This is a genomic window from Streptomyces sp. JN8 (assembly GCF_055808075.1).
This window is the reverse complement of record NZ_CM147852.1, coordinates 3,908,668-3,929,915: the sequence shown is the minus strand read 5'-3', so window position 1 is coordinate 3,929,915 and position 21,248 is coordinate 3,908,668. Positions and strand designations below refer to the sequence as shown.

Here is a 21,248-nt window from a genome sequence, read left to right as displayed (position 1 = left end):
TGGTGCAAAGAAGGGGGCGGTGTCAACCGCCGCCGATCGAAGGCGTGTTGAGGAGGGTGTGTCGCGACCCTCCGCCCGGCCGAAACCAGCTGACGAACTAACGGGCGGCATGTTGATCATGGAGTGCCGTCCGCATACGGTCTCGGCTGACCATGCCGTCTTCCCCTAGCCGGAACTCTGCGAGTACCGATGCCCTTGCACTACGAGTCCTGTACCTTCCGCTATCCCCGCACGCGGCGCCCCGTCCTGGATCGATTCGATCTGGAGTTCTCGCCGGGCCACACCGTGCTTCTCGGACCCAACGGGGCCGGCAAGAGCACTCTGCTCTCCCTCGGTGCCAGCGCCTCGCGGCCGCAAGCGGGATGCGTCCGCTACGGAGAGCTTGATCCGGCTGACCGCAGACACGTACGGGACTACCGGCACAAGGTGTCCTGGCTGCCGCAGCGCCCCGGGTTCCTGCCCGGACTGACGTGCAGAGAGCATGTGGCGTACGTCGGCTGGCTCAAGGGGATGGGGGAGCGCGACGCCTGGCGCGCCGCTCCGGAGGCCATCGAACGGGTGGGGCTCACCGAGAAGATCGACAGCAAGGTCAAGGCGCTGTCCGGAGGCCAGCAGCAGCGGATCGCCATCGCCCAGGCGCTCGTCCACGACGCCGAACTGCTCCTGCTCGACGAACCCACCGTCGGCCTGGACCCCCATCAGCGACGCAGGTTTCTCGACTTGCTGACCTCGCTTCGCGGCACCGTCCACGTCATCGTCTCCACTCACGACATCGGGGACATCGACCAGGCATTCGACGAGGTCGTGATCCTGGAAGCCGGCCGGACGAGGTTCAGGGGGACGGTCGAGGAGTTCGGCAGCCATGCCCAGCCCGACTGCGCACCGGGCCGACGTCTGGAGAGCGCCTACGCCTCGCTGCTGGAGGCAGCCGAGTGATCACCTGGGCGAACCTCCGGTCCTCGGCCGCACCGTGGCTGACCCTGCCCGCCCTGTTCTACGTCGGTCTCTACATCGACGACGTCGCTCCTCCGGTGACGTCGGGATACGGGGTGGAGTCCGGTGAGCTGGCCGCCTTCGCGATGGCGGTCGTCGCACCGGCGGTGGCCGGAGCCGCGGCGTGGGAGGCGGGCCGCCATCGTCGGCTGGGCGCGATGCGTGCGATCAGCGCACGTCCCTTCCCCCAAGAGCTCGTGCGCGCCGTTACGCCGGTCCTGATCCTGCACCTCGTCCTCCTCATCGGCGCGCTGGTGATCGCGCGCAGGGCGACAGGCGTGTGGCCCGGCGGCGCGGGGTGGCTCGCGGTGGTGCACCTGGTCGTGCTCCCCCTCGGTTGGCTCGTCATCGGCTGGTGCCTGGGACTGCGCCTGCCCAGGAGCGTGGCGGCCCCTCTGGTCGGCATCGCCTGCTGGGCCTGGCTGTCCATGCCGCAGGCCACGGGCAACCCCTGGCTGCGCCACCTGAGCGGATTCATCGACGGAACGTCCTCGGTCACCGATGTGCGTCGACCCGCCGTGTTCGTCGTGCCGTGGCTCGTCGTCGCGGGTCTCGCCCTTGCCGTCTGGAGCCTGACCGGTGCCCGCAGGCGACCCTGGGTCCCCGTCGTCGGGATCGCGGTCGCCGCGGCCACGTTCACGGCCGGCCGCGGTCTGGTGATCGACTGGGGCTACCAGCCTCCGACGCATCCCCGCCAGGTGGCCATGGCGTGTACCGGGCAGGCGCCGAGGGTGTGTGTGCCACCCGAGTACGCGCCGTACGCCGAACGACTGCGACAGGACGCGCTCAGTCCGATAGGAAGGCTGAAGGCCGCCGGGATACCGGCTCCTCAAGAGCTCCGTGTCGCATCCCCCGAAGTTCCGTTCGAGCCCGGTACGTGGCCTCTGTACTGGTCGCCGGTAAGCCTCCACGACGGGGACGGCCATCCCCAGACCATCGCCAATCTGGCGGAGGCAGCGGTGACCGGGACAGCGGCACAGGCTGGGGTCGCTGACTGTCGGCAACCGGGCTCTCCCCCCGCGGCTTGGGCCGCTCTGGTGATGGGGTTCGACGAGCAGACCATGCGGCAGGGCATGCCTCCGGCGGATTGGGAGGCGCTTCTGAAGGTCCGCGGCCTGTCGGCTACGGAGCAGGCAGCCTGGTTCGACAGGGCGGTCGGGAGTCAGAGGCATTGTGTGCGGGGTGTGGGGTGAACCGCTACGTGCTCGTCGTACGACGCTGGTGGGCTGTGCCCCTCGCGGTCACCGCACTCGTCCTGCTGTGCGGGTCCGCGGGCACCAGTGAGGTTCCCGTTCCGAGTCTGGTCAGCGGCATGATCGGGGCGCGCGTGGCGTACTTCACGCCACTTCTGGTCGTCGGCGCCGTCATGTACTGCCTCGATCGAAGGGCCCGCGAACCGGAGTGCACAGCGGTCGTTCCCGTTCGCCGCTATGACGCCGGGGCTGTCGTCCTCACCGTGGTGCTCGCTTATGCGGCCGGGCTGCTGGTGGGCTTGGACGTGGCCCGCAACGTCACCCTCCTGCTGGCGCTGGCCCTCCTCGTCCGTCGCCTCGCCAACGAGGCGACCGCCGTGGCATCCGGGCTGCTGTTCCTCCTCCTCAACCTCATCCTGGGGCGCACGCTCCACCCCGAGGGCCATGCGTCGCACACCTGGTGGGCCGTCGCCCTCCACCCCGCCGGGAGTGTGACCGCGTGGCTGGGCACCGCAGTTCTGTTCGCCCTGGCTCTGGGGCTGTCGGAGAGCCGACACGCACGGTGAGAAGCGGCCCGCCGGATGAGCCGGCGGGCCGTCATGAGGGCGAAGCCGTGTCGGCCGGGACCTACGACTCCGTGCGGTACATCAGGTCCACCTCGTGCGTGGTGAAGCCCAGGCGTTCGTAGACCGTGACCGCCGCCGTGTTGTCGGCGTCCACGTACAGCATCGCCGTCGGCAGGCCCTGGGCCGCCAGGTGGCGCAGGCCCGTCGCGGTGAGGGCCTTGCCGAGGCCGCCGCCCTGGGCTTCGGGCAGGATGCCGACCACGTACACCTCGCCGAGCTGCTCCTCGGCGTGGGTCTTCGTCCAGTGGAAGCCGATGAGCCGGCCGTCCTTCTCGGCGAGGAAGAAGCCCTTCGGGTCGAACCACGGCTCGGCGATGCGGTCGTCCAGGTCCCGCTGGACGAGCGAGCCCTGCTCCGGATGGTGGGCGAAGGCCGCGGAGTTGACGGCCAGCCAGGCCGCGTCGTCCTGGCCGGGGACGAAGGTGCGGACCGTGACGCCCTCGGGGTAGACCGGCTCGGGGATGTCGAGCGGGCTCAGGGAGCGGCGGAGCTGGCGCAGTTCGCGGAAGAGCGTCAGGCCGAGGACCTGGGCGAGGTGCCGAGCGGCGGACTTGCCGCCGTGCGCCCAGACGCGCAGCCGCTTGCCGGAGGCGCCGAGCAGGGCGGTGCCCAGGGCCCGGCCGTGGCCGCGGCCGCGGTGGCCCGGGTGGACCACGAGCTCGGCGGCCGGGGCCTCGATGGGGTCGGTCTCCTCCAGCTGGGCGTAGCCGTAGAGCCGGGGGCCGACGGTGAGGAGGAAGTGCCGCACGCCCTCGCGGCCGCCGTGCCGGAGGTAGAGCCTGCCCTGCTCGGAGACGGCGTGCACGCCGTCGGAGCGGTCCGCGGCCTCCAGCAGGTCCAGTACGTCCTGGATCTGCTCGGGCGTGAGCTCGTCGTAGGTGTGGATCTGCCGTCCGGGTTCGAGGGCCGGCGCCGCGTCGGAAGTCATGGACCCGAGCCTACGGTGAGCCGCGGCCGCCCCGGGGAAAGGCGAAGGCAACTGTCTCGTAACCCGCTACCCCCTGTTGCGCTACGCGCGTTGACTCTAGGCTTCGCTGGCACGTCAGCAGTCGAGTGGCGCACCGGAACGGGCGCGGGGACAGGGGAGCGATGGCAGCGACATCCAAGAAGAAGAGGACGGCAGGGCGGATTCTCGCCGTCGGCGCGGGGCTCGCCACCGTCGGCGCGCTCGTCGCCGCGCTGCCCGCGGGCGCCTCGCAGGACGCGCAGGACCGGCACGGCTCGAACGGCAAGGGCTGGGGTCGCATGGTCGACGTGCAGCTCCTGTCCTTCAACGACCTCCACGGCCACCTCGAGCCGCCGACCGGCTCCTCGGGTCGGCTCACCCGCCTCAAGGCGGACGGCACGACCGAGCTCGTCCCGGACGTCGGCGGCGCCGAGTACCTCTCCACGCATCTGCGGCAGGCCCGCGAGGGCCACAGGTACTCCATCACGGCCGCCGCGGGCGACATGATCGGTGCCTCGCCGCTGCTCTCCGGGCTGTTCCATGACGAGCCGACCATCGAGGCGCTGAACGCGATGAAGCTCGACGTCAGCTCGGTGGGCAACCACGAGTTCGACGAGGGCGCCCGCGAGCTGAGCCGGATACAGAACGGTGGCTGCCACCCGACTGAGGGCTGTTACGAGAAGGGCAAGCGCTTCAAGGGCGCGAAGTTCCCCTACCTCGCGGCCAACGTGACGGACGAGAAGAGCGGCAAGCCGCTGCTCGACCCGTACTTCATCTGGGAGCGCGACGGCGTCAAGATCGGCTTCATCGGTGTCACCCTCGAAGGCACCGCGAACATCGTCTCCGCCGAGGGCATCAAGGGCCTGAAGTTCGGCGACGAGGTCGAGACGATCAACAAGTACGCCAAGGTCCTCGAGCGCAAGGGCGTCAAGTCGATCGTCGCGCTGCTCCACGAGGGCGGCCTGCCCGCCTCCGGCGCGTACAACTACGACTGCGACACGCCGGGCGCCGGCGCGGGCATCTCCGGTCCGATCGTGGACATCGCCAAGAACGTCACCCCGCAGGTCGACGCCCTGGTCACCGGCCACACCCACCAGGCGTACGCGTGCACCATCCCGGACCCCTCGGGCAAGCCGCGCACGGTCACGTCGGCGGCCTCCTTCGGCCGGCTCTACACCGACACGACGCTCACCTACGACCGGCGCACGAAGGACATCGTCCGCACCGCCGTCGCCTCCGCGAACCACGTCGTCACCCGTGACGTGGCGCAGCACGACAAGATCACCAAGCTGATCAACCGCTGGAAGGCCCTGGCGGCGCCGATCGCGAACCGTCCCGTCGGCCACATCGCCGAGAGCATCGAGAACCCCATCGACGCGGTCGAGAAGCCGATGGGCAACCTGATCGCCGACGCGCAGCTGGCGGGCATGTCCCCGGCCGACAAGGGCGGCGCCCAGCTCGCGCTGATGAACCCCGGTGGCGTCCGCGCGCCGCTGACCAAGGGCACGGACAGCGTGGTGACCTACGGTCAGGCGTACACCGTCCAGCCGTTCACCAACATGATGACCGTGGTCGACCTGACCGGTGCCCAGCTCGTCACCGCGCTCCAGCAGCAGGTCAGCGGCGCCAACCTGGCGGCTCCGAAGATCCTCCAGGTGTCGAGGAACTTCTCCTACACCCTGGACATGACGAAGGCGGGCGCCGACCGGATCGTGGTCGACTCGGTGCGGCTGAACGGCGAGCCCCTCGACCCGTCGAAGAGCTACCGGGTCGCGATGAACGAGTTCCTCACGGGCGGCGGCGACGGCTTCCCGGTCCTCGCCACCGGTGCGAACAAGCTCGTCGGTGCCTCGGACCTCGACGTCTTCATCGCCTACCTGACGGCCAACTCGTCGGCCGCGGAGCCGCTCCGGGCCCCCGCCACCGACCGCATCAAGGTCGTGAAGTAGTCCTCCAGGGTCCTCGGGGGCCGTGGGCCCACGGGACCCCGGGTGCTCGAAGGAGGGGGCTGCCCTCCGCCGGTCCGGCGGAGGGCAGCCCCCTTCAGGCTGCCTTCCGCACCCTGGCGAATTTTGACGCGGACCTGTCATCATCCGGTCCATGGAGCGACGACGCTTTCTCACCGGGGCCCTCGGGGCCGGAGCCTTACTGATCATCGGGGCGCCCGCCGCCCGGGCGGCGGCCGTGGACACGCGCGCGTGGATGGGGGCGCACCCGGACGGAACCCCGCTCCAGAGGCTCACCATCCCCGGCACCCACGACTCCGGCGCCCGCTTCGGCGGCCCCTGGTCCGAGTGCCAGAACACCACGATCGCCCAGCAGCTCGACTCCGGAATCCGCTTCCTCGACGTCCGCTGCCGGGCCACCGGCGGCTCCTTCGCCATCCACCACGGCGCCTCGTACCAGAAGATGATGTTCGGCGACGTCCTCGTCGCCTGCCGCGACTTCCTGGCCGCCCACCCTTCCGAGACCGTCCTGATGCGGGTCAAGCAGGAGTACTCCGCGGAATCCGACGCGACCTTCCGCGCCGTCTTCGACGACTACCTGGACAACCGGGGCTGGCGCCCGCTGTTCCGCATCGGCGACACCGTCCCCACCCTCGGCCAGGCCCGCGGCAAGGTCGTCCTCATCGCCGACAACGGCGGGCTGCCCGGCCTCAGGTGGGGGGACGGCGGGGCCATCGCGCTCCAGGACGACTGGAACGCCCTGCCGAACGCCAAGTACCCGAAGATCGAGGCCCACTACCGCCAGGCCGTCGAGCAGCCCGGCCGGCTGTACATCAACTTCGTCAGCACCTCGGCGTCCCTGCCGCCGCGCTGGAACTCCGACAACCTCAACCCCCGCGTCCACGCCTTCCTCGACGGCACGGCGAACACCTGGAAGGGCCTCGGCATCACCGTCCTGGACTACCCGAACACCCGCTCAGGACTCGTCGAGTCCCTCATCCGCCACAACTGACGGTGGCCGGGTCGGCGCACCCGGCAGACGGAGCGTCGCCACCGTGCCGGCCCCCCGCTCCGCCGGGGTCAGCGCGACCGTGCCGCCCGCCTGGTGGACCGTACGGGCCACGATCGACAGGCCCAGGCCCGAACCCGGCAGACTGCGCGCCGACGGCGACCGCCAGAAGCGGTCGAAGACGTGCGGGAGCTCGTCCGGCGGGATGCCCGGACCCTGGTCCCGGACCGTCAGCTCGCCGCGCATCAGGGTCACCTCGACCGTGCCCCGGCGCGGCGAGAACTTCACCGCGTTGTCCAGGACGTTCACCAGCGCCCGCTCCAGCGCGGCCGGCTCCGCCCGCACGTACCAGGGCGCCAGGTCCGTCACGAAGGTCAGCTCGGGACCGCGCAGCCGCGCCCGGTCCAGGGCCGCCCGCAGGATCGTGTGCAGCGGGACCACTTCGAGGGGCCCCTGCTGCGCCGCGTCCGGGCGGGCCAGCTCCTGGAGGTCGCCGATGAGCGCCGCCAGCTCCGTCATCTGCGCCTTCACCGAGGCCATCAGGGCCCGGCGGTCGTCCGGCGGGATCGCCCGCCCCGTCTCCTCGCTGCGCGCGAGCAGCTCGATGTTCGTCCGGAGCGAGGTCAGCGGCGTACGGAGCTCGTGGCCCGCGTCCGCGATCAGCTGCGCCTGCCGGTCGCGGGAGGTCGCGAGCGCCGCCGTCATCGCGTTGAACGACCGCGACAGCCGGGCGATCTCGTCCTCGCCCTCGGCCGGGATCCGCACGGTCAGGTCCTCGGTCGCGGCCACGTGCTCGACCGCCCCGGTCAGCCGGTCCACCGGCTCCAGACCGGTCCGCGCCACCCACAGGCCGGCCGCGCCCGCCCCCACGACCCCGATGCCCGAGACGAGCAGCAGCACCCAGGCGAGCGTGGACATCGAGCGGTCGATCTCGTCCAGCGGACGCGCGACCGAGACGGCGACCGGCTGGTTCCCGATCACCACGGGATACGAGTAGACCCGCATCTCCGCACCGTTCAGGGCGTTCGTGGTGTGCAGCGCGAACGGCTGCTGCCCCCGCGCCACCGCCAGGTCCCCGGCCTGGGCCGGGATCGGCGAGGTGCCGAGCGTGCAGAGGTCGCCCGTGGTCGTGACGATCTGCAGGGTCTGCGCCGGCCCCGCGGGGAACGGGCGGTTCTCGGACCCCGGGGCGCAGGAGCCGAGCAGCCTCCGCGCCTCGTCGTCGGTGATCCGGGTGTCGCGCAGCGAGGAGTCCAGCTCCGCCTCCAGCTGCTCCCGCGTCACGAACCAGCAGGCCAGCGAGACCGCCGCCACCGCCACCGCGACCGCCGTCGCGGTCAGCAGCGCCAGCCGGGACCTCAGTGGCCGCGACCGGAACCACGCCAGGGGACGCCTCACTCCCCGCCCCCTCCGCGCAGCGCGTAGCCCACGCCCCGCACCGTGTGCACGAGGCGCGGCTCGCCGCCCGCCTCCGTCTTGCGCCGCAGGTACATCACGTACACGTCCAGCGAGTTCGAGCTCGGTTCGAAGTCGAAGCCCCACACGGCCTTGAGGATCTGCTCCCGCGTCAGGACCTGCCGCGGGTGCGCCAGGAACATCTCCAAGAGCGTGAACTCGGTCCGGGTCAGCTCCACTGTCCGGCCGCCCCGGGTCACCTCGCGCGTCGCCAGGTCCATCCGCAGGTCCTCGAACGCCAGCACGTCCGTCTCGGCGGGGCCGGCGGCCGTGGCCGAGGCGTACGAGCTGCGCCGCAGCAGCGCCCGGATCCGGGCGAACAGCTCGTCCAGCTCGAACGGCTTCACGAGGTAGTCGTCGGCGCCCGCGTCGAGCCCGGTGACCCGGTCGCCGACCGTGTCGCGCGCCGTGAGCATCAGGATCGGCACGGTCGAGCCGGCGGCCCGGATCCGGCGGGCCGCGGTCAGCCCGTCCATGCGGGGCATCTGGACGTCGAGGACGACGAGATCGGGGGCGTACGACTCCATCCGGGCGAGCGCGTCGATCCCGTCCACGGCGTCCTGCGTCCCGTACCCCTCGAAGGCGAGGCTGCGGCGCAGCGCCTCCCGTACGGCGGGCTCGTCGTCGACGATGAGGATGCGCTCGGGCTCGTGTCGCTGGGCGGTCATGGGCTCAGCGTCGCACGCCGCCCCGTCGCCGGTCAGCTGTCGCCGCCCGCGCGCAGGCCGTCCAGGTCGGCCTTCACCGTGTCGACCGGGATGGCGAATCCGAGACCGACGCTGCCGGCCGTCGAACCGTTCGAAGAACTGGGCGAATACATGGCGGAATTGATTCCGATGATCTCCCCCCGCATATTGATCAGCGCGCCGCCGGAATTCCCCGGATTCAGCGAGGCGTCGGTCTGGAGCGCCTTGTACGTGGTCTTCGACGAACCGGTGTCGCCGTTGAACTGCTGTCCGCCGAACTCGAACGGCCAGCCCTGCCGCGGGTCGTACTGCTGCTGGTCCTGCTGCCGGTCCCGGCCGGAGCCGTCGTCGTCCTTGGCGACGGTCACGTCCCGGTCGAGCGCGGAGACGATGCCGCTGGTGACGGTCCCGGTCAGGCCCTCGGGGGAGCCGATCGCGACGACCTCGTCGCCGACCCGCACCTTCGACGAGTCGCCGAGGGTCGCGGCCTTGAGGCCGGAGGCGCCCCGGAGCTTGATCAGGGCGAGGTCCTTGTCGGGGTCGGTGCCGACGACCTCGGCGGTGTAGGACTTGCCGTCGTCCAGCTGCACGGTGATCTCGGACGCGCCGGAGATCACGTGGTTGTTGGTGACGATCTCGCCGTCGGAGGTGATGATCACGCCCGAGCCGGTGGACTTGCCGGAGTTCGAACTCGCGGAGATCTCGACGATGGACGGGGAGACGGCCGCGGCGACGCCGGCGACCGTGCCCGTGCTGCCGGTGGAGACGTTGGTGCCGTTCACGTTCGAGGCGGCGGCGACGGGGGTGTCCGAGCCGGCCTGCTGGACCAGCGTCGCCGTGCCGCCGCCGATCGCGGCGGCCGCGATGGCCACGGCGGCCATGAGGCCGACCCCGCGCCGGGCGCGGCGGTGCGGGGCGGGGCCCCCGGCCGGTGCGGCGGCGTGGGCGCCCGGGGCGGTGTGGGGCGGGACGGGCGGACCCGACGGCGGCACGTGCCCGCCGGAGGGCCAGACGGTGGTGCCGGGCTCGGTGACGATCGGCCGCGTGGCGGTCCGGTCGGCGTCCGCGGACCGTCCGTCCGGGGCGTACGGCGGCCTCGGAGGGTACGGCGGGTAGTAGGGCTGCTGCGGCTGCTGCTCCTGGAAGTCCGTCATGGATCAGACTGTCGGCCGCGGAGATGAGAGCGGTCTGAGGAGCGGGTGAGAAGCCCGACAGAAGCCTGTATGCCCGATATAAAGACCTCGCGCGGCCGCTGCCGGAGCCTCGGCGGCTTCCGGGCGGCCGGGAGTCGGAGCCTTCCGGGCGGCCGCTGCCGGAGCCTTTCGGGCGTCCGGTGCCGGGGCGGGCCCGGCGGGCGCCCCGTACCGGCGCCCGCTGCCGTCCCGTGGTCGGGTCGGGTCCGGCCGCCCGGCCGGACCCGGGCCGGTCGCCGTGCCGGCCTCGGGTCAGTCGCCGTCGCAGCCGCAGGAGCGGCGGACGACCAGGGTCGACGGGAAGAGCTTCACGCGCTCCCGGCGCGAGCCCGCCACCCGGAGCGAGTCGTCGAGGACCAGGTCCACCGCCGCCCGCGCCATCGCCGGGCGGTCCGAGGAGATCGTGGTCAGCGGCGGGTCGGTGAGCGCCGCCTCCTTCACGTCGTCGAAGCCCGCGACCGCCAGCTCCGCCGGCACCTCGATGCGCAGCTCGCGCGCCGCCCGCAGGACGCCGAAGGCCTGGTCGTCGGTGGAGCAGAAGATGGCCGGCGGCCGGTCCGGGCCCGCGAGCAGCTTGAGGGCCACCTGGTAGGCGTCGTAGCGGTTGTACGGGGCCTGGAAGAGCCGGCCCTCGATCGAGCGGCCCGCCTCCAGCATGGCCCGCCGCCAGCCCTCCTCGTGGTCGGCGACGGGGTCGCCGACGGCCGGGGTGTTCGGGATGCCGCCCATGCAGGCCACGTACGCGTGGCCGTGCTCCAGGAGGTGCCGGGTGGCGAGCTGCGCGCCGCCGATGTCGTCGGTGACGACGGCCACGTCGTCGAGCGCCTCGGGCCGCTCGTGCAGCAGCACCACGCGCGCGTCCCAGGCCTCGATCTCGCTCGCGGCCCGCTCGCTCATGCCCTGGCTGACGAGGATGAGGCCGGAGACCCGCATGCCGAGGAAGGCCCGCAGGTAGTGGATCTCGCGCTCGTCGCGGTAGTCGGAGTTCCCGACCAGGACCATCTTCCCGCGCTCGGCGGCGGCCTGCTCGACCGCGTGCGCCATCTCGGCGAAGAACGGCTGCCGGGCGTCCGGGACGATCATGCCTATGAGGTCCGTGCGCCGGGACGCCATGGCCTGCGCGACCCGGTCCGGGCGGTAGCCCAGTTCCTTGATCGCGGCGAGGACACGCTCGCGCGTGGCCGGGGCGACCGGCCGGGGTCCGTTGTTGATGACGTAGCTCACGACCGCGGTCGAAGTACCTGCCAGTCGAGCTACGTCATCCCGCGTCACCTTGGCCACGCGCGGCAGTCTACGCGGGGTGACCTACCTACCGGCAGGTCGCACTGTGGCATCTGCCACGTTCCGGTCCGCCAGGGGGGTGACATCGTCCGTGGCGTCCTTGACGCGGTCCTTCGCCCGGGCCCCTTCCTGCGCACGGGACTCCTCGGCCTTGGCGCGCACCTCCTCCGCCGCCCGCTCGACCTTCTCGGGGGTGACGAAGCGGTAGCCGACGTTCCGCACGGTGCCGATGAGCGACTCGTGCTCGGGGCCGAGCTTGGCCCGCAGCCGCCGTACGTGGACGTCGACCGTCCGGGTGCCGCCGAAGTAGTCGTACCCCCACACCTCCTGCAGGAGCTGCGCGCGGGTGAAGACCCGGCCCGGGTGCTGGGCCAGGTACTTGAGGAGCTCGAACTCCTTGAAGGTCAGGTCCAGGACCCGGCCCTTGAGCTTGGCGCTGTACGTGGCCTCGTCGACCGACAGGTCGCCGTTGCGGATCTCCATGGGGGAGTCGTCCGCGACGATCTGCTGGCGGCCCATCGCGAGCCGCAGCCGCGCCTCGACCTCGGCCGGGCCGGCCGTGTCCAGGAGGACGTCGTCGATGCCCCAGTCGGCGGTGACGGCCGCGAGACCGCCCTCGGTGACGACGAGGATGAGCGGACAGCCGGGTCCGGTGGACCGCAGCAGCTGGCAGAGCGAACGGACCTGCGGGAGGTCGCGCCGCCCGTCGACGAGGATCACGTCCGCGCCGGGGGTGTCCACGAGTGCCGGCCCCTCGGCGGGGGCGACCCGGACGTTGTGCAGGAGCAGGCCGAGGGCGGGCAGCACCTCGGTGGAAGGCTGGAGAGCGTTGGTCAGGAGCAGCAAGGCGCTCATCGCGCACCACCTGCCGTCCCTGCCGTCGGTCGGTCGTGCTTCGGTCGCTCGCTCATAACGTCGGTTCCTCCTCGGTCCCTGCGAGGACGTGCACTGCTTCGTACAGATCACTGTCGGCTCTCGCGCCCTGAGAGCTTTTGTTCATCCGTCCGTAACAACGGTCGGAAAACGCAAAAGGACCCGGGGGCTGCGTCGCCCGGATCCTCTGCCAAGGAGAATAGCCCACATGAGTTCAGAGGGAGAGGGCGGATTTCATATGGCGGATGTCTCCCTGATCACTTCCGGCCCCCGGCGGGCCATGTTGCGTACGGATGACGATGTCCCGATCGAGGCGGTGTACGAACCCTCACGGGCCGCTGTCACCGGGACGGCGGACACCGGGACGCCCGTGACCGGCACCGCGGCCACCGCGGTCGTCCTGGCGCACGGGTTCACCGGCTCGGTCGACCGGCCCGCCGTCCGCCGTGCCGCCCGGGTGTTCACGGAGCGCGGCGCGGCCGTGGTCACCTTCTCCTTCCGCGGCCACGGCCGCTCCGGAGGCCGCTCCACCGTCGGCGACCGGGAGGTCCTCGACCTGGCCGCCGCCGTCCGCTGGGCCCGTGAGCTGGGCCACGCTCGCGTGGCCACGGTCGGCTTCTCCATGGGCGGCTCCGTGGTCCTGCGGCACGCGGCCCTCGACCGCGGCACCCGCGGCAGCGCCGACGCCGTGGCGGCCGTCTCGGCCCCGGCCCGCTGGTACTACCGGGGGACGGCGTCGATGCGCCGCGTCCACTGGGTGATCACCCGTCCGGCGGGCCGCCTCGTCGGGCGCTACGGGCTCCGCACCCGCATCGACCGCCGCGGCTGGGACCCCGTTCCGCTCTCCCCGGTGGAGGCGGTGCCGCTGATCGCGCCCACCCCGCTGCTGATCGTGCACGGCGACCGGGACGCGTACTTCCCGCTCGACCACCCGCGGATGCTGGCCGGGGCGGGCGAGGCGGAACTGTGGCTGGAGCGCGGGATGGGCCACGCGGAGAACGCCGCGGGCGACGACCTGCTGGCCCGGCTCGGGGACTGGCTCACGCGCGCATAGCCCATCATGGGGGGCGGCGCGCACACGAACGAAGGGAGCGCCGCTATGGCAGCGGGAACCATCCGCTACTGGGCCGCGGCCAAGGCCGCCGCCGGCGTCGCGGAGGAGCCGTACACCGCCGAACACCTCGCGGAGGCCCTCGACGCGGCCCGCGCGAAGCATCCGGGTGAACTCGCCCAGGTCCTCAGACGGTGCTCGTTCCTGGTCGACGGCGACCCCGTCGGGACCCGGAGCCATGAGACGGTACGGCTTGCCGAGGGCGGCACGGTCGAGGTGCTCCCCCCGTTCGCAGGAGGGTGAACACGAGAGCATGAGCAACGACCAGTACTACGGCGGTCAGCCGTACGACCCGTACGCGAACGGGAACGCGCACGGGGCGGGGCAGGGGCACCAGGGGCAGCCCGTCCCCGACGTCACGCAGACGTGGGAGGGCGAGACCTGGGACACCCAGTTCCAGCCGGCCGTCACGTACGACCAGGTCCAGGCGGACCGGGCGCAGACCGCGCAGGCCCAGCAGCCCTACCCGCCGCAGCAGCACCCGCAGCATCAGACTCACCAGCAGCACCAGCAGCACCAGCAGCACCAGCAGCACCAGCAGCACCAGCAGCACCAGACCCACCAGCCGTACGAGGCGTACACGGCACACCCGGACCAGACCGCCCCGTACTCCGCGTACGGCGCCCCCGCCGCGTACTACACCGAGCCGCAGCCGCAGCCGCAGCCGCAGCCGGTGGAGGTCTCCGCCCCCGCCGCCGGGCCCGTTCCGGCACCGGCCGCCGCCGAGGCCGAGCCGGGTCCCGGCTGGTCCTCGCCGACCACCTCGGGGAACACCCGGATCACCGACGCCCAGCGGGCCCGCGCCGAGGGGCGCTCGCCGATCATCGCGCCCGGGATGCAGCCGGCCCTGCTGACCGCCGCCCTCGGGCTGCTGCTCGCCGGCGGCGCCGCCCTCGGCACGTACGCCCTGCTCGTCCCGCTCGTACTGCTCCAGGGCCTCACCGCCGCCGGCTGGTTCCGGCTGAACGGCATGTGGCCCGCCCGCCAGGGCATCGCCCTCGCCTTCGCCGGCGGCCTCGCCGCCGACGCGGTCCTCCTCGCCACCGGCCGGGAGAACACGGCCGCCGCGATCTTCGGCACGCTCGGCGTCTGGGTGCTGCTCTGCCTGGTCCTGCAGCTGCGCAGCCACGCCGACCCGGACGAGCGCATGTACGGCCTGATGGCCACCATCGCCTCCGCGGCGCTGACCGTCGTCGCCACCGGCCACCTCGGCGCGGAACCGGACGCGGTCGTCGTCGGCGGCGTCGCGGTCGCCGCGGCCGTGGCCGCCCGGGCGCTCCCGCTGCCCGGAGCCGTCTCCGCGGTCGTCGCGCTGCTGGCCTCGGCCGGTGCGGGGATCGCGGCCGGCGGCCTCACCGACCTGGGCTCCTCCGGCGCGCTGCTCGGCCTCGGGGCCGGCGTCTGCGCCCTGGTCGGCCTGCGGGTGGCGAGCTACGACTACCCGTCCCGCTTCGTGCACATGACGGCCGGTGTCGCCCTGCCGCTGACCGCCGCCGCCCCCGCCGTCTACCTGCTGGGACGGGCCCTGGTCTGACCCGGAGCCGCCCCCGGGGCGGACCGCGGGCGGCGCCGCGCCGACCCGGGCCCGGGAACCAACCGGCCCTCCGACACGTCGATCTTCGTGTCGGGGGGCCGGAACTCATCCAGCCCTTATCCATCGGGGGGACGCACAGCCCATGCGAGCACTGCGGATTCTTTTGATCGTGGCCGTCGTGCTGGGCGGGGTCCTGGTGGGGATCGACCGGCTGGCCGTGGCGTACGCCGAGGACGAGGCGGCGGGGCGGGTGAAGCTGGCCTCCGTCGACAGCGACGCGATAGAGGTGGACATCAAGGGCTTCCCGTTCCTGACCCAGGTCGCGGACAAGCACTTCGACGAGGTCGACGTGAAGGCGACCGGCGTCAAGGCACAGGCGGGCAGCAAGCGCATCCGGGTCGGCGAGCTGACCGTGGCGCTGCGGGACGTGACCGTGACCGGCGACTGGGCGGGCGCGAAGGCCGGGTCCGCGAGCGGGACGGCCCTCATCTCGTACGCGGACCTCACCGCGGCCTCCGACCGGGAGGCGGTCGTCGCCTACGGCGGCAACGGCAAGGTGAAGGTGACCGGCGGCGTGAAGGTGATGGGCCGCACCCTGACCCGGACGGTCCTCTCCACGGTGACCGTGGTGAACGGCGACACGATCCGGGTCCGCGCCGACGAGGTCCCCGGCGAGGGAATCCCCGGCATCGAGGACCTGGTCCGCGCGCGGACCGACTTCGACCGCCCGATCGGCGTGATCGCCGGGATGAAGGTGGAGAAGGTCGAGCCGAGGCCGGACGGCCTGGCCGTGACCGTGGCCGGCCGGGACGTCGTCCTGGCGGGCTGACGGCCCCCACGCCGCCGCCCGGGAGCCTTCTGAGAGTCTCCCGGAAGCCCCCGCGACCCTCCCGAAAGTCTCCCGGGAACTACCCGTTGGTCACATGCTGAGACACCGCTGTCCGACCAGCAGAATCCGAACCGGACGCCTCGGTACGGAGGCGCCCGGAGCCCTCCCGCACCTCGATCTCGTCTCGCATCTCGGACGATCGCGTCTCAAAATACGACACACCGGTGACACGGCCGCCTGTCCGTCCCTACGATCGAGGGCATGAAGCGACAGGCGGATCTCACGAAGCGGCGGGCAGTAGACCTGTGCCGCGTCGCCGCCATGCTCTGTCGCTCCGTCTGAGCGGGACTCACCACTCCCGTATTCCTCAGGCCCTCCGACCGAGGTCGGGGCCGCCCCGTGGACACGTACGCACGTCCGTCACGCACGCCCGCCTGCCCGACACGTCCACCGACACGTCACCGACGAGCCGCCCGCGACGAAGGCGTACCGCACCACACCGCACACCCGCACCACACCGCCGCACACTGCCCCGGAGGAGAACAGCATGGCTCGCAGCGACGTCCTGGTCGACGCGGACTGGGTCGAGGCCAACCTCGACAACCCGCAGGTCGCCATCGTCGAGGTCGACGAGGACACCTCGGCCTACGAGAAGAACCACATCCGCAACGCCATCCGGATCGACTGGACCCAGGACCTCCAGGACCCGGTGCGCCGCGACTTCATCGACCAGGAGGGCTTCGAGAAGCTCCTCTCGGCGAAGGGCATCGCGAACGACACCACGGTCGTCCTCTACGGCGGCAACAACAACTGGTTCGCCTCCTACGCCTACTGGTACTTCAAGCTCTACGGCCACCAGGACGTGAAGCTCCTCGACGGCGGCCGCAAGAAGTGGGAGCTCGACTCCCGCGACCTGGTCGACGGCTCCGCCGTCCCGGCCCGCCCGGCCACCGAGTACAAGGCCAAGGCCCAGGACTCCTCGATCCGCGCGTTCCGCGACGACGTCGTGGCCGCGATCGGCGCCCAGAACCTGGTCGACGTCCGCTCGCCCGACGAGTTCTCCGGCAAGCTGCTCGCCCCGGCGCACCTCCCGCAGGAGCAGTCGCAGCGCCCCGGCCACGTGCCGAGCGCCCGCAACATCCCGTGGTCGAAGAACGCCAACGACGACGGCACCTTCAAGTCGGACGACGAGCTCAAGGCCCTCTACGAGGACGAGCAGGTCGACCTGGCGAAGGACACCATCGCCTACTGCCGCATCGGTGAGCGCTCCGCGCTCACGTGGTTCGTCCTGCACGAGCTCCTCGAGGTCTCCAACGTCAAGAACTACGACGGCTCGTGGACCGAGTACGGCTCCCTCGTCGGCGTGCCGATCGAGCTCGGCGCCAACAAGTAACCCCGGACCCTCCCTCCTCCGGACCCCTCGACCGTAAGGACAGAACGACATGTGTGGAGCGCAGCCCGGCGGCCCCGACGCCTCGACGATCAAGCCCGGTGAGACCACCATCCAGGGCTTCGTGACCAAGGACGGCCAGCCCGTCACCGGTTACGTCCGCCTCCTGGACTCGACCGGCGAGTTCACGGCCGAGGTCCCGACCTCCGCCACCGGCCAGTTCCGTTTCTACGCGGCCGAGGGCACCTGGACCGTCCGCGCCCTGGTCCCCGGCGGCACCGCCGACCGCCAGGTCGTGGCGCAGCACGGTGGCCTCGCGGAGGTCGCCATCGCGGTCTGACCCGCGACACCGAACCGGCCGAAGGGCCGTGCCTCCTGGGGGGTTGGACGCCGTTTCCAGGACCTGAGGCACGGCCCTTCGGTCGTACCCTGAAGGTGTGTACGCACGACGGAAGCGCGTCTACTTCTGGATGATGGGTGCCTGCCTGCTGCTCTTCGTGGGCGCCTGGGCGGTCGTGCGCCTCTTCTCGACGCCGGTGGCCGTCGGCATGTGCGTGGTCGCCATGGTCATCCCCCCGGTCGCCGCGATGGTCGCCAACCGCCGGGGGCCCGAGGACCGCTGGTGGGACGACCCGTCGGGCGACCCGAAGTCGGACGAGTGGTGGGACGAGCTGGACGGCAGGAAGCGCCGGGACTAGCTCCCGCGGGGTCCGCCGCCCCGGGCGCTCCGCCGGCGGACCCGCCTAGTAGACGAGCGCCTGCGTCCCGTCCGCCATCGCCTCCTGGACGAAGAGCTGGGCGCCGGCGATGCGGAAGCCCTCCAGGAGGTCCTTCTCCTCGATGTCGCGGCGGGCCGCGCACTGCGTGCAGACCGTGACGCGCCCGCCGCCGACCAGGATCCCGTCGATCAGGTCCGGCAGCGGCGCCGCGTGCGGGAGCTCGAACTCGGCCGCGCGGCCCGGGAGTGCGAACCACGAGGACTCGCCGGTCAGCCAGAGCGAGACCTCGACGCCGCTGGCGGCGGCCACGGCCGCCACGGTGAAGGCCTGGGAGCAGCGTTCGGGGGCCTCGGCCCCCGCGGTCACCTTGATCACGAGCTTCTTCGGCATATGCCGAACTGTAATCTGCGGCGCCGCAACCCCCGGGGTCCCCCACGGGTCTGGGGGGTGCGCGGATGACGGAATCCGCGCTTCAGGTCTCGTGGGGGGACTCTTGAGCACAACAGAAAGCACCCGAAATCCGGAAACGGCGGCACCGCCGGACCGGAAGCCGCAGCCGGAATCCGCACCTCCGGTCACACCGGAGGCCGCGGAGAGGGATGTGGTTCCGGTCACAGGGCGGGTCGAGGAGCCGGCCGCGGAGCCGGCCGCGGACCGGGCGTCCGAGCCGGTCGCCGTTCCGGTCGCGGGGCCGGTCGCGGAGCCGGTCGTGGACCAAGCACCGGAGCCGGTCGCGGACCAGGGGTCCGAGCCGGTCGCCGAGCAGCCGGTTGCCGAGCAGCCGGTCGCCGCTCCGGTCGCCGGGCAGCCGGTCGCCGCTCCGGTCGCCGGGCAGCCGGTCGCGGCGGAGGACGCCGAGCAGGGCGTGCCCGCCGTCGCCGTGCGGCCGCGCCGCCGTGTCCTCCGTACCGTCGGGCTGATCGCCGTCGCCGCCGTCATCGGCCTCGTCGGCGGCACCGCCGTCGGCTACGGCATCCAGGCCGACCGCGAACCGACCGCGCTGCCCGCCCTCAACCAGCCGGGCCTCGCGTACCCCGCGAAGCCGCTCCCGAAGGGCGAGGAGCCGGAGCCGCTGTCGGCCGCGGAGGACCACCAGGCGAAGGCGCAGGGCGATCTGCGCAAGCTGCTGCTGCCCAAGCCGGCGTCCGCGCGGATCGACGGCCCGGACGGGTGGGAGTCTCTGGACGCGTACGCCGACGACTTCACCCGGCCCGAGGGGGCGCTCGAATCCGAGCTCGACTCGGACATCCGGCGCATCGCGACCCGCGCGTGGCGGGTGGGCCCGTACAAGCGGGTCGAGATCAGTCTCGTGCAGTACCGCTCGTCCGGCGGGATGGGCGCCTCGGAGTTCGTGATGAACCAGCAGCGCATCGCCATGCGCGAGACGAAGTCCGACTCGCTGGGGCAGGCGGTGAAGGGCTCGACGAACGGCCGCTACTTCGTCTATCCGGTCCGCCGGCAGGCGGGATACCTGGACGCGTACGACGCGCGCGCCTTCATCCAGCACGGTGACATCGCCGTCTCGATCATCGTCTACGACACCAAGAAGATCGCCGAGAGCGAGATCCGCTCTCTGGCCGAGCGGCAGCTGGGGCGCCTGTGAGCGAGAAGTCGGGGAGCCGCACGCGTCGGATCCTGAAGAACGTACTGGCCTCCGCGCTGGTCCTCGGGCTCGTCGGCGGCGGAGTCGCGTACACCGTCGTCACCGTCGACCGCGCCGACCGCACCGCACCCACGGTGGCGTGGGAGAAGCCCACCGCGACCGCCACGCCCGAGGACCCGGCCGCGGGCATCCACCGGGGCCGGGCGTCCACGCCCCTGAGCAGGCTCCTCCTGCCCGTGCCGGACGGCTACGGCCTCGGGGCGGACATCCGGGGCTACGGCAACGACGACGAGGTGTCCGCCGTGCGGGCGGCCGCCCTCCTCAAGGAGACCGGCAAGGGCTTCTACGGCAAGAAGCGCCGCGCGTACGAGAAGGAGGTCGACCGGCTCGGCATCCAGGGCATGGCGATGCGCTCGTACGCCAGGGGCGACAGCAGCCTGCAGGCCGAGGTGCTCATCCTGCGGATGAAGGACAAGAAGATGGTCCGCGAGTTCTTCGAGACCCGTAAGGAGTTCTCCGAGTTCCTGGACCTGCGCAAGGGGCCGAAGATCCAGGAGTACGCGAAGAGGTCCGCGTGCTACCTGGGGCCCGAGCCGGAGGAACCCGCGCAGGTGGACGACGGCGAGGACCGGACGCCGGCGCTCCAGGACATGATCTGCTCCGCCTACGACGGCGAGGTCATGGTCAGCGTGCGGGCCTACGGCGCCGCGCCCTTCGACGCCAAGGCCGTGGCGGGCCTCGTCGAGAAGCAGCTCCGCCACATCGAGTCCCCGGGGGAGTACGTATGACCGCGCAGCCGACCGAGACGCCCACCGCCGAGACGGCGGTGCCCGCACCCGAACCGGCGTCCGTCTCCGCCGCACCGGCACCGGCACCCGAGCCGGCGCCGGCCGCCCCCGGCCGCGCCCGGCGCGTCCTGCTGGCCGTCGCCCGCTGGACCGCCGCCGCCGTCGTGTGCGGCGGCGTGGGCACCGGCACCGCCCTCGGGATCACCGCGATGGAACGCACCGACGTCCCGGGCCTGGCCACCGAGAGCGACGGCCGCTGGGACTACCCGGAGCTCCGCCTCCCGGCGCTCCCGGCGGACCGGCCTCGCCCCTTCACCTCGGGCAACGACGGCGAGGTCCACCACGCCGACCTGCGCGAGCTGCTGCTGCCCGCCCCGGCCGGGGCCACCCTCGACCCGAAGCTGAAGGGCGGGTTCGTCTCCACGGACGCGTACCTCGCGCTGTACGGGAAGGAGTTCCGCGCCGACCTGAAGAAGACCCTGGCCGACTCCACCCTGCGGCACGTCGCCGCCCGCGGCTGGACCACCCCGGACGGCACCCGGACCAGCATCCACCTGCTCCGGTTCAGCTCGGTGGCCTACGCCGAGGCGTACAAGGACGAGGCGCTGCACGCCGACGGCGCGGACGGCCCGGAGGCGCTGCCGGACGGGGTCGAGGGCGTCGTGATGGACGACTTCGCGGACGACGTCGACGTCGCGGACACCAGCCTGTACGTCTTCCGGGAGAAGAAGCCGTACGGCCCCGACCAGGTCCGCTGGGCCTACGTCCAGGCCGGCGACACCCTCGCGCTGATCACCCAGACCCGCCGGGGCGAGGCCCTCGGGGTCCCCTTCCAGCAGACGGTCACCCTGCAGAACCAGTTGCTCGGCTAGGCCGTCCCGGAAGGGCGGCACCGGCCGCCGCGCCGGTCACAGCGTGCGAGACCCACCTCACCGAGTGGGCCGGGCCCCCGCCCACTAAGCTGGGGTCCGGCCCGTTCCGCCTTCACCGCTCAGTCGAGGAGCACCCTGTGATCATCTTCTTCGAAATCCTCCTGGTCCTGGTCGCCGTCGGCGTGATCGCCTTCGCCGGCC

The 21,248-nt window shown here is 72.2% G+C and carries 23 protein-coding genes; 16 read left to right on the top strand and 7 right to left on the bottom strand.

The window, feature by feature from the left end:
- The first annotated feature begins 189 nt into the window (after nt 1-189).
- Genes ACY0MR_RS17185 through ACY0MR_RS17175 form a run of 3 tightly spaced genes read left to right on the top strand, consistent with a single transcriptional unit; the run spans nt 190 to nt 2,752 of the window.
- On the top strand, nt 190-936 hold the full coding sequence (locus tag ACY0MR_RS17185) for an ABC transporter ATP-binding protein (RefSeq protein WP_473561469.1): 747 nt from the start codon (nt 190-192) through the stop codon (nt 934-936).
- Nucleotides 933-2,186 carry a DUF7224 domain-containing protein gene (locus ACY0MR_RS17180; RefSeq protein ID WP_473561467.1) on the top strand — a complete coding sequence of 418 codons (1,254 nt, stop codon included), beginning with the start codon at nt 933-935 and terminating at the stop codon, nt 2,184-2,186. Before ACY0MR_RS17185 ends, ACY0MR_RS17180 begins: the two co-directional genes overlap by 4 nt.
- A complete protein-coding gene (locus tag ACY0MR_RS17175; RefSeq protein WP_473561465.1) occupies nt 2,183-2,752 on the top strand; it encodes a hypothetical protein in 570 nt (189 codons plus the stop codon). Before ACY0MR_RS17180 ends, ACY0MR_RS17175 begins: the two co-directional genes overlap by 4 nt.
- A gap of 61 nt (nt 2,753-2,813) precedes the next feature.
- On the opposite strand, the gene mshD is transcribed toward ACY0MR_RS17175, so the two are convergent.
- Nucleotides 2,814-3,740 carry a mycothiol synthase gene (gene mshD / locus ACY0MR_RS17170; RefSeq protein ID WP_473561464.1) on the bottom strand — a complete coding sequence of 309 codons (927 nt, stop codon included), beginning with the start codon at nt 3,738-3,740 and terminating at the stop codon, nt 2,814-2,816.
- Between the two features lie 161 nt (nt 3,741-3,901).
- Between mshD and ACY0MR_RS17165 the strand changes: the two genes are divergently transcribed.
- Both ACY0MR_RS17165 and ACY0MR_RS17160 read left to right on the top strand, forming a co-directional pair.
- Nucleotides 3,902-5,707, top strand: a complete 1,806-nt coding sequence (locus ACY0MR_RS17165; RefSeq protein ID WP_404086521.1) for a bifunctional metallophosphatase/5'-nucleotidase — start codon at nt 3,902-3,904, stop codon at nt 5,705-5,707.
- A gap of 151 nt (nt 5,708-5,858) precedes the next feature.
- Nucleotides 5,859-6,716: a phosphatidylinositol-specific phospholipase C gene (locus ACY0MR_RS17160; RefSeq protein WP_473561462.1), complete on the top strand. Its 858-nt coding sequence runs from the start codon at nt 5,859-5,861 to the stop codon at nt 6,714-6,716.
- Here the strand turns inward: ACY0MR_RS17160 and ACY0MR_RS17155 are convergent.
- From ACY0MR_RS17155 to ACY0MR_RS17135, 5 genes are all read right to left on the bottom strand, one after another.
- Entirely contained in the window at nt 6,681-8,111 is a 1,431-nt protein-coding gene (locus ACY0MR_RS17155) for a sensor histidine kinase (RefSeq protein ID WP_473561461.1), read from the bottom strand. The genes ACY0MR_RS17160 and ACY0MR_RS17155 overlap by 36 nt on opposite strands.
- On the bottom strand, nt 8,108-8,836 hold the full coding sequence (locus tag ACY0MR_RS17150) for a response regulator transcription factor (protein WP_385869054.1): 729 nt from the start codon (nt 8,834-8,836) through the stop codon (nt 8,108-8,110). The genes ACY0MR_RS17155 and ACY0MR_RS17150 overlap by 4 nt, the downstream gene beginning before the upstream one ends.
- Nucleotides 8,837-8,868: 32 nt before the next feature.
- Entirely contained in the window at nt 8,869-10,008 is a 1,140-nt protein-coding gene (locus ACY0MR_RS17145; protein ID WP_388792182.1) for a S1C family serine protease, read from the bottom strand.
- Nucleotides 10,009-10,299: 291 nt separating this feature from the next.
- Entirely contained in the window at nt 10,300-11,328 is a 1,029-nt protein-coding gene (locus ACY0MR_RS17140; RefSeq protein ID WP_361848559.1) for a LacI family DNA-binding transcriptional regulator, read from the bottom strand.
- A gap of 24 nt (nt 11,329-11,352) precedes the next feature.
- Nucleotides 11,353-12,183: a winged helix-turn-helix transcriptional regulator gene (locus ACY0MR_RS17135; RefSeq protein ID WP_473561457.1), complete on the bottom strand. Its 831-nt coding sequence runs from the start codon at nt 12,181-12,183 to the stop codon at nt 11,353-11,355.
- A gap of 226 nt (nt 12,184-12,409) precedes the next feature.
- Here ACY0MR_RS17135 and ACY0MR_RS17130 point away from each other — a divergent pair, with 226 nt between their 5' ends.
- The 8 genes from ACY0MR_RS17130 (at nt 12,410) to ACY0MR_RS17095 (ending at nt 17,763) form a co-directional block, all read left to right on the top strand.
- Nucleotides 12,410-13,255 carry an alpha/beta hydrolase gene (locus ACY0MR_RS17130; protein WP_388792187.1) on the top strand — a complete coding sequence of 282 codons (846 nt, stop codon included), beginning with the start codon at nt 12,410-12,412 and terminating at the stop codon, nt 13,253-13,255.
- A gap of 45 nt (nt 13,256-13,300) precedes the next feature.
- Entirely contained in the window at nt 13,301-13,555 is a 255-nt protein-coding gene (locus tag ACY0MR_RS17125; protein WP_361848568.1) for a MoaD/ThiS family protein, read from the top strand.
- Nucleotides 13,556-13,565: 10 nt separating this feature from the next.
- Nucleotides 13,566-14,846, top strand: coding sequence for a hypothetical protein (locus tag ACY0MR_RS17120; RefSeq protein WP_473561455.1), 1,281 nt, complete (start codon nt 13,566-13,568; stop codon nt 14,844-14,846).
- Nucleotides 14,847-14,988: 142 nt separating this feature from the next.
- Complete coding sequence (locus ACY0MR_RS17115; RefSeq protein WP_388792191.1) at nt 14,989-15,675, top strand: LmeA family phospholipid-binding protein; 687 nt, start codon at nt 14,989-14,991, stop codon at nt 15,673-15,675.
- A gap of 261 nt (nt 15,676-15,936) precedes the next feature.
- Nucleotides 15,937-16,017, top strand: coding sequence for a putative leader peptide (locus ACY0MR_RS17110; protein WP_350497993.1), 81 nt, complete (start codon nt 15,937-15,939; stop codon nt 16,015-16,017).
- A 205-nt stretch (nt 16,018-16,222) separates the two neighbouring features.
- The gene (locus tag ACY0MR_RS17105; protein WP_361848577.1) at nt 16,223-17,068 is read left to right on the top strand and encodes a sulfurtransferase; all 846 of its coding nucleotides are present in this window, start codon (nt 16,223-16,225) and stop codon (nt 17,066-17,068) included.
- A gap of 49 nt (nt 17,069-17,117) precedes the next feature.
- Nucleotides 17,118-17,405 (top strand): DUF1416 domain-containing protein, encoded by a 288-nt coding sequence (locus ACY0MR_RS17100; protein ID WP_015035121.1) that lies wholly within the window; start codon nt 17,118-17,120, stop codon nt 17,403-17,405.
- A 97-nt stretch (nt 17,406-17,502) separates the two neighbouring features.
- Nucleotides 17,503-17,763, top strand: a complete 261-nt coding sequence (locus tag ACY0MR_RS17095) for a DUF3099 domain-containing protein (RefSeq protein ID WP_388792193.1) — start codon at nt 17,503-17,505, stop codon at nt 17,761-17,763.
- A gap of 45 nt (nt 17,764-17,808) precedes the next feature.
- Here ACY0MR_RS17095 and ACY0MR_RS17090 read toward each other — a convergent pair whose 3' ends face one another.
- Complete coding sequence (locus tag ACY0MR_RS17090; RefSeq protein ID WP_473561452.1) at nt 17,809-18,174, bottom strand: DsrE family protein; 366 nt, start codon at nt 18,172-18,174, stop codon at nt 17,809-17,811.
- Nucleotides 18,175-18,493: 319 nt separating this feature from the next.
- On the opposite strand from ACY0MR_RS17090, the gene ACY0MR_RS17085 reads away from it, so the two are divergent.
- From ACY0MR_RS17085 to ACY0MR_RS17075, 3 genes are read left to right on the top strand one after another with little or no spacing between them, the layout of a single operon-like run.
- Nucleotides 18,494-19,387, top strand: coding sequence for a hypothetical protein (locus tag ACY0MR_RS17085; protein WP_473561451.1), 894 nt, complete (start codon nt 18,494-18,496; stop codon nt 19,385-19,387).
- Nucleotides 19,384-20,175 (top strand): hypothetical protein, encoded by a 792-nt coding sequence (locus ACY0MR_RS17080; protein WP_392206454.1) that lies wholly within the window; start codon nt 19,384-19,386, stop codon nt 20,173-20,175. The genes ACY0MR_RS17085 and ACY0MR_RS17080 overlap by 4 nt, the downstream gene beginning before the upstream one ends.
- A complete protein-coding gene (locus tag ACY0MR_RS17075; RefSeq protein ID WP_473561449.1) occupies nt 20,172-21,047 on the top strand; it encodes a hypothetical protein in 876 nt (291 codons plus the stop codon). Before ACY0MR_RS17080 ends, ACY0MR_RS17075 begins: the two co-directional genes overlap by 4 nt.
- The last annotated feature ends 201 nt before the right edge of the window (nt 21,048-21,248 follow it).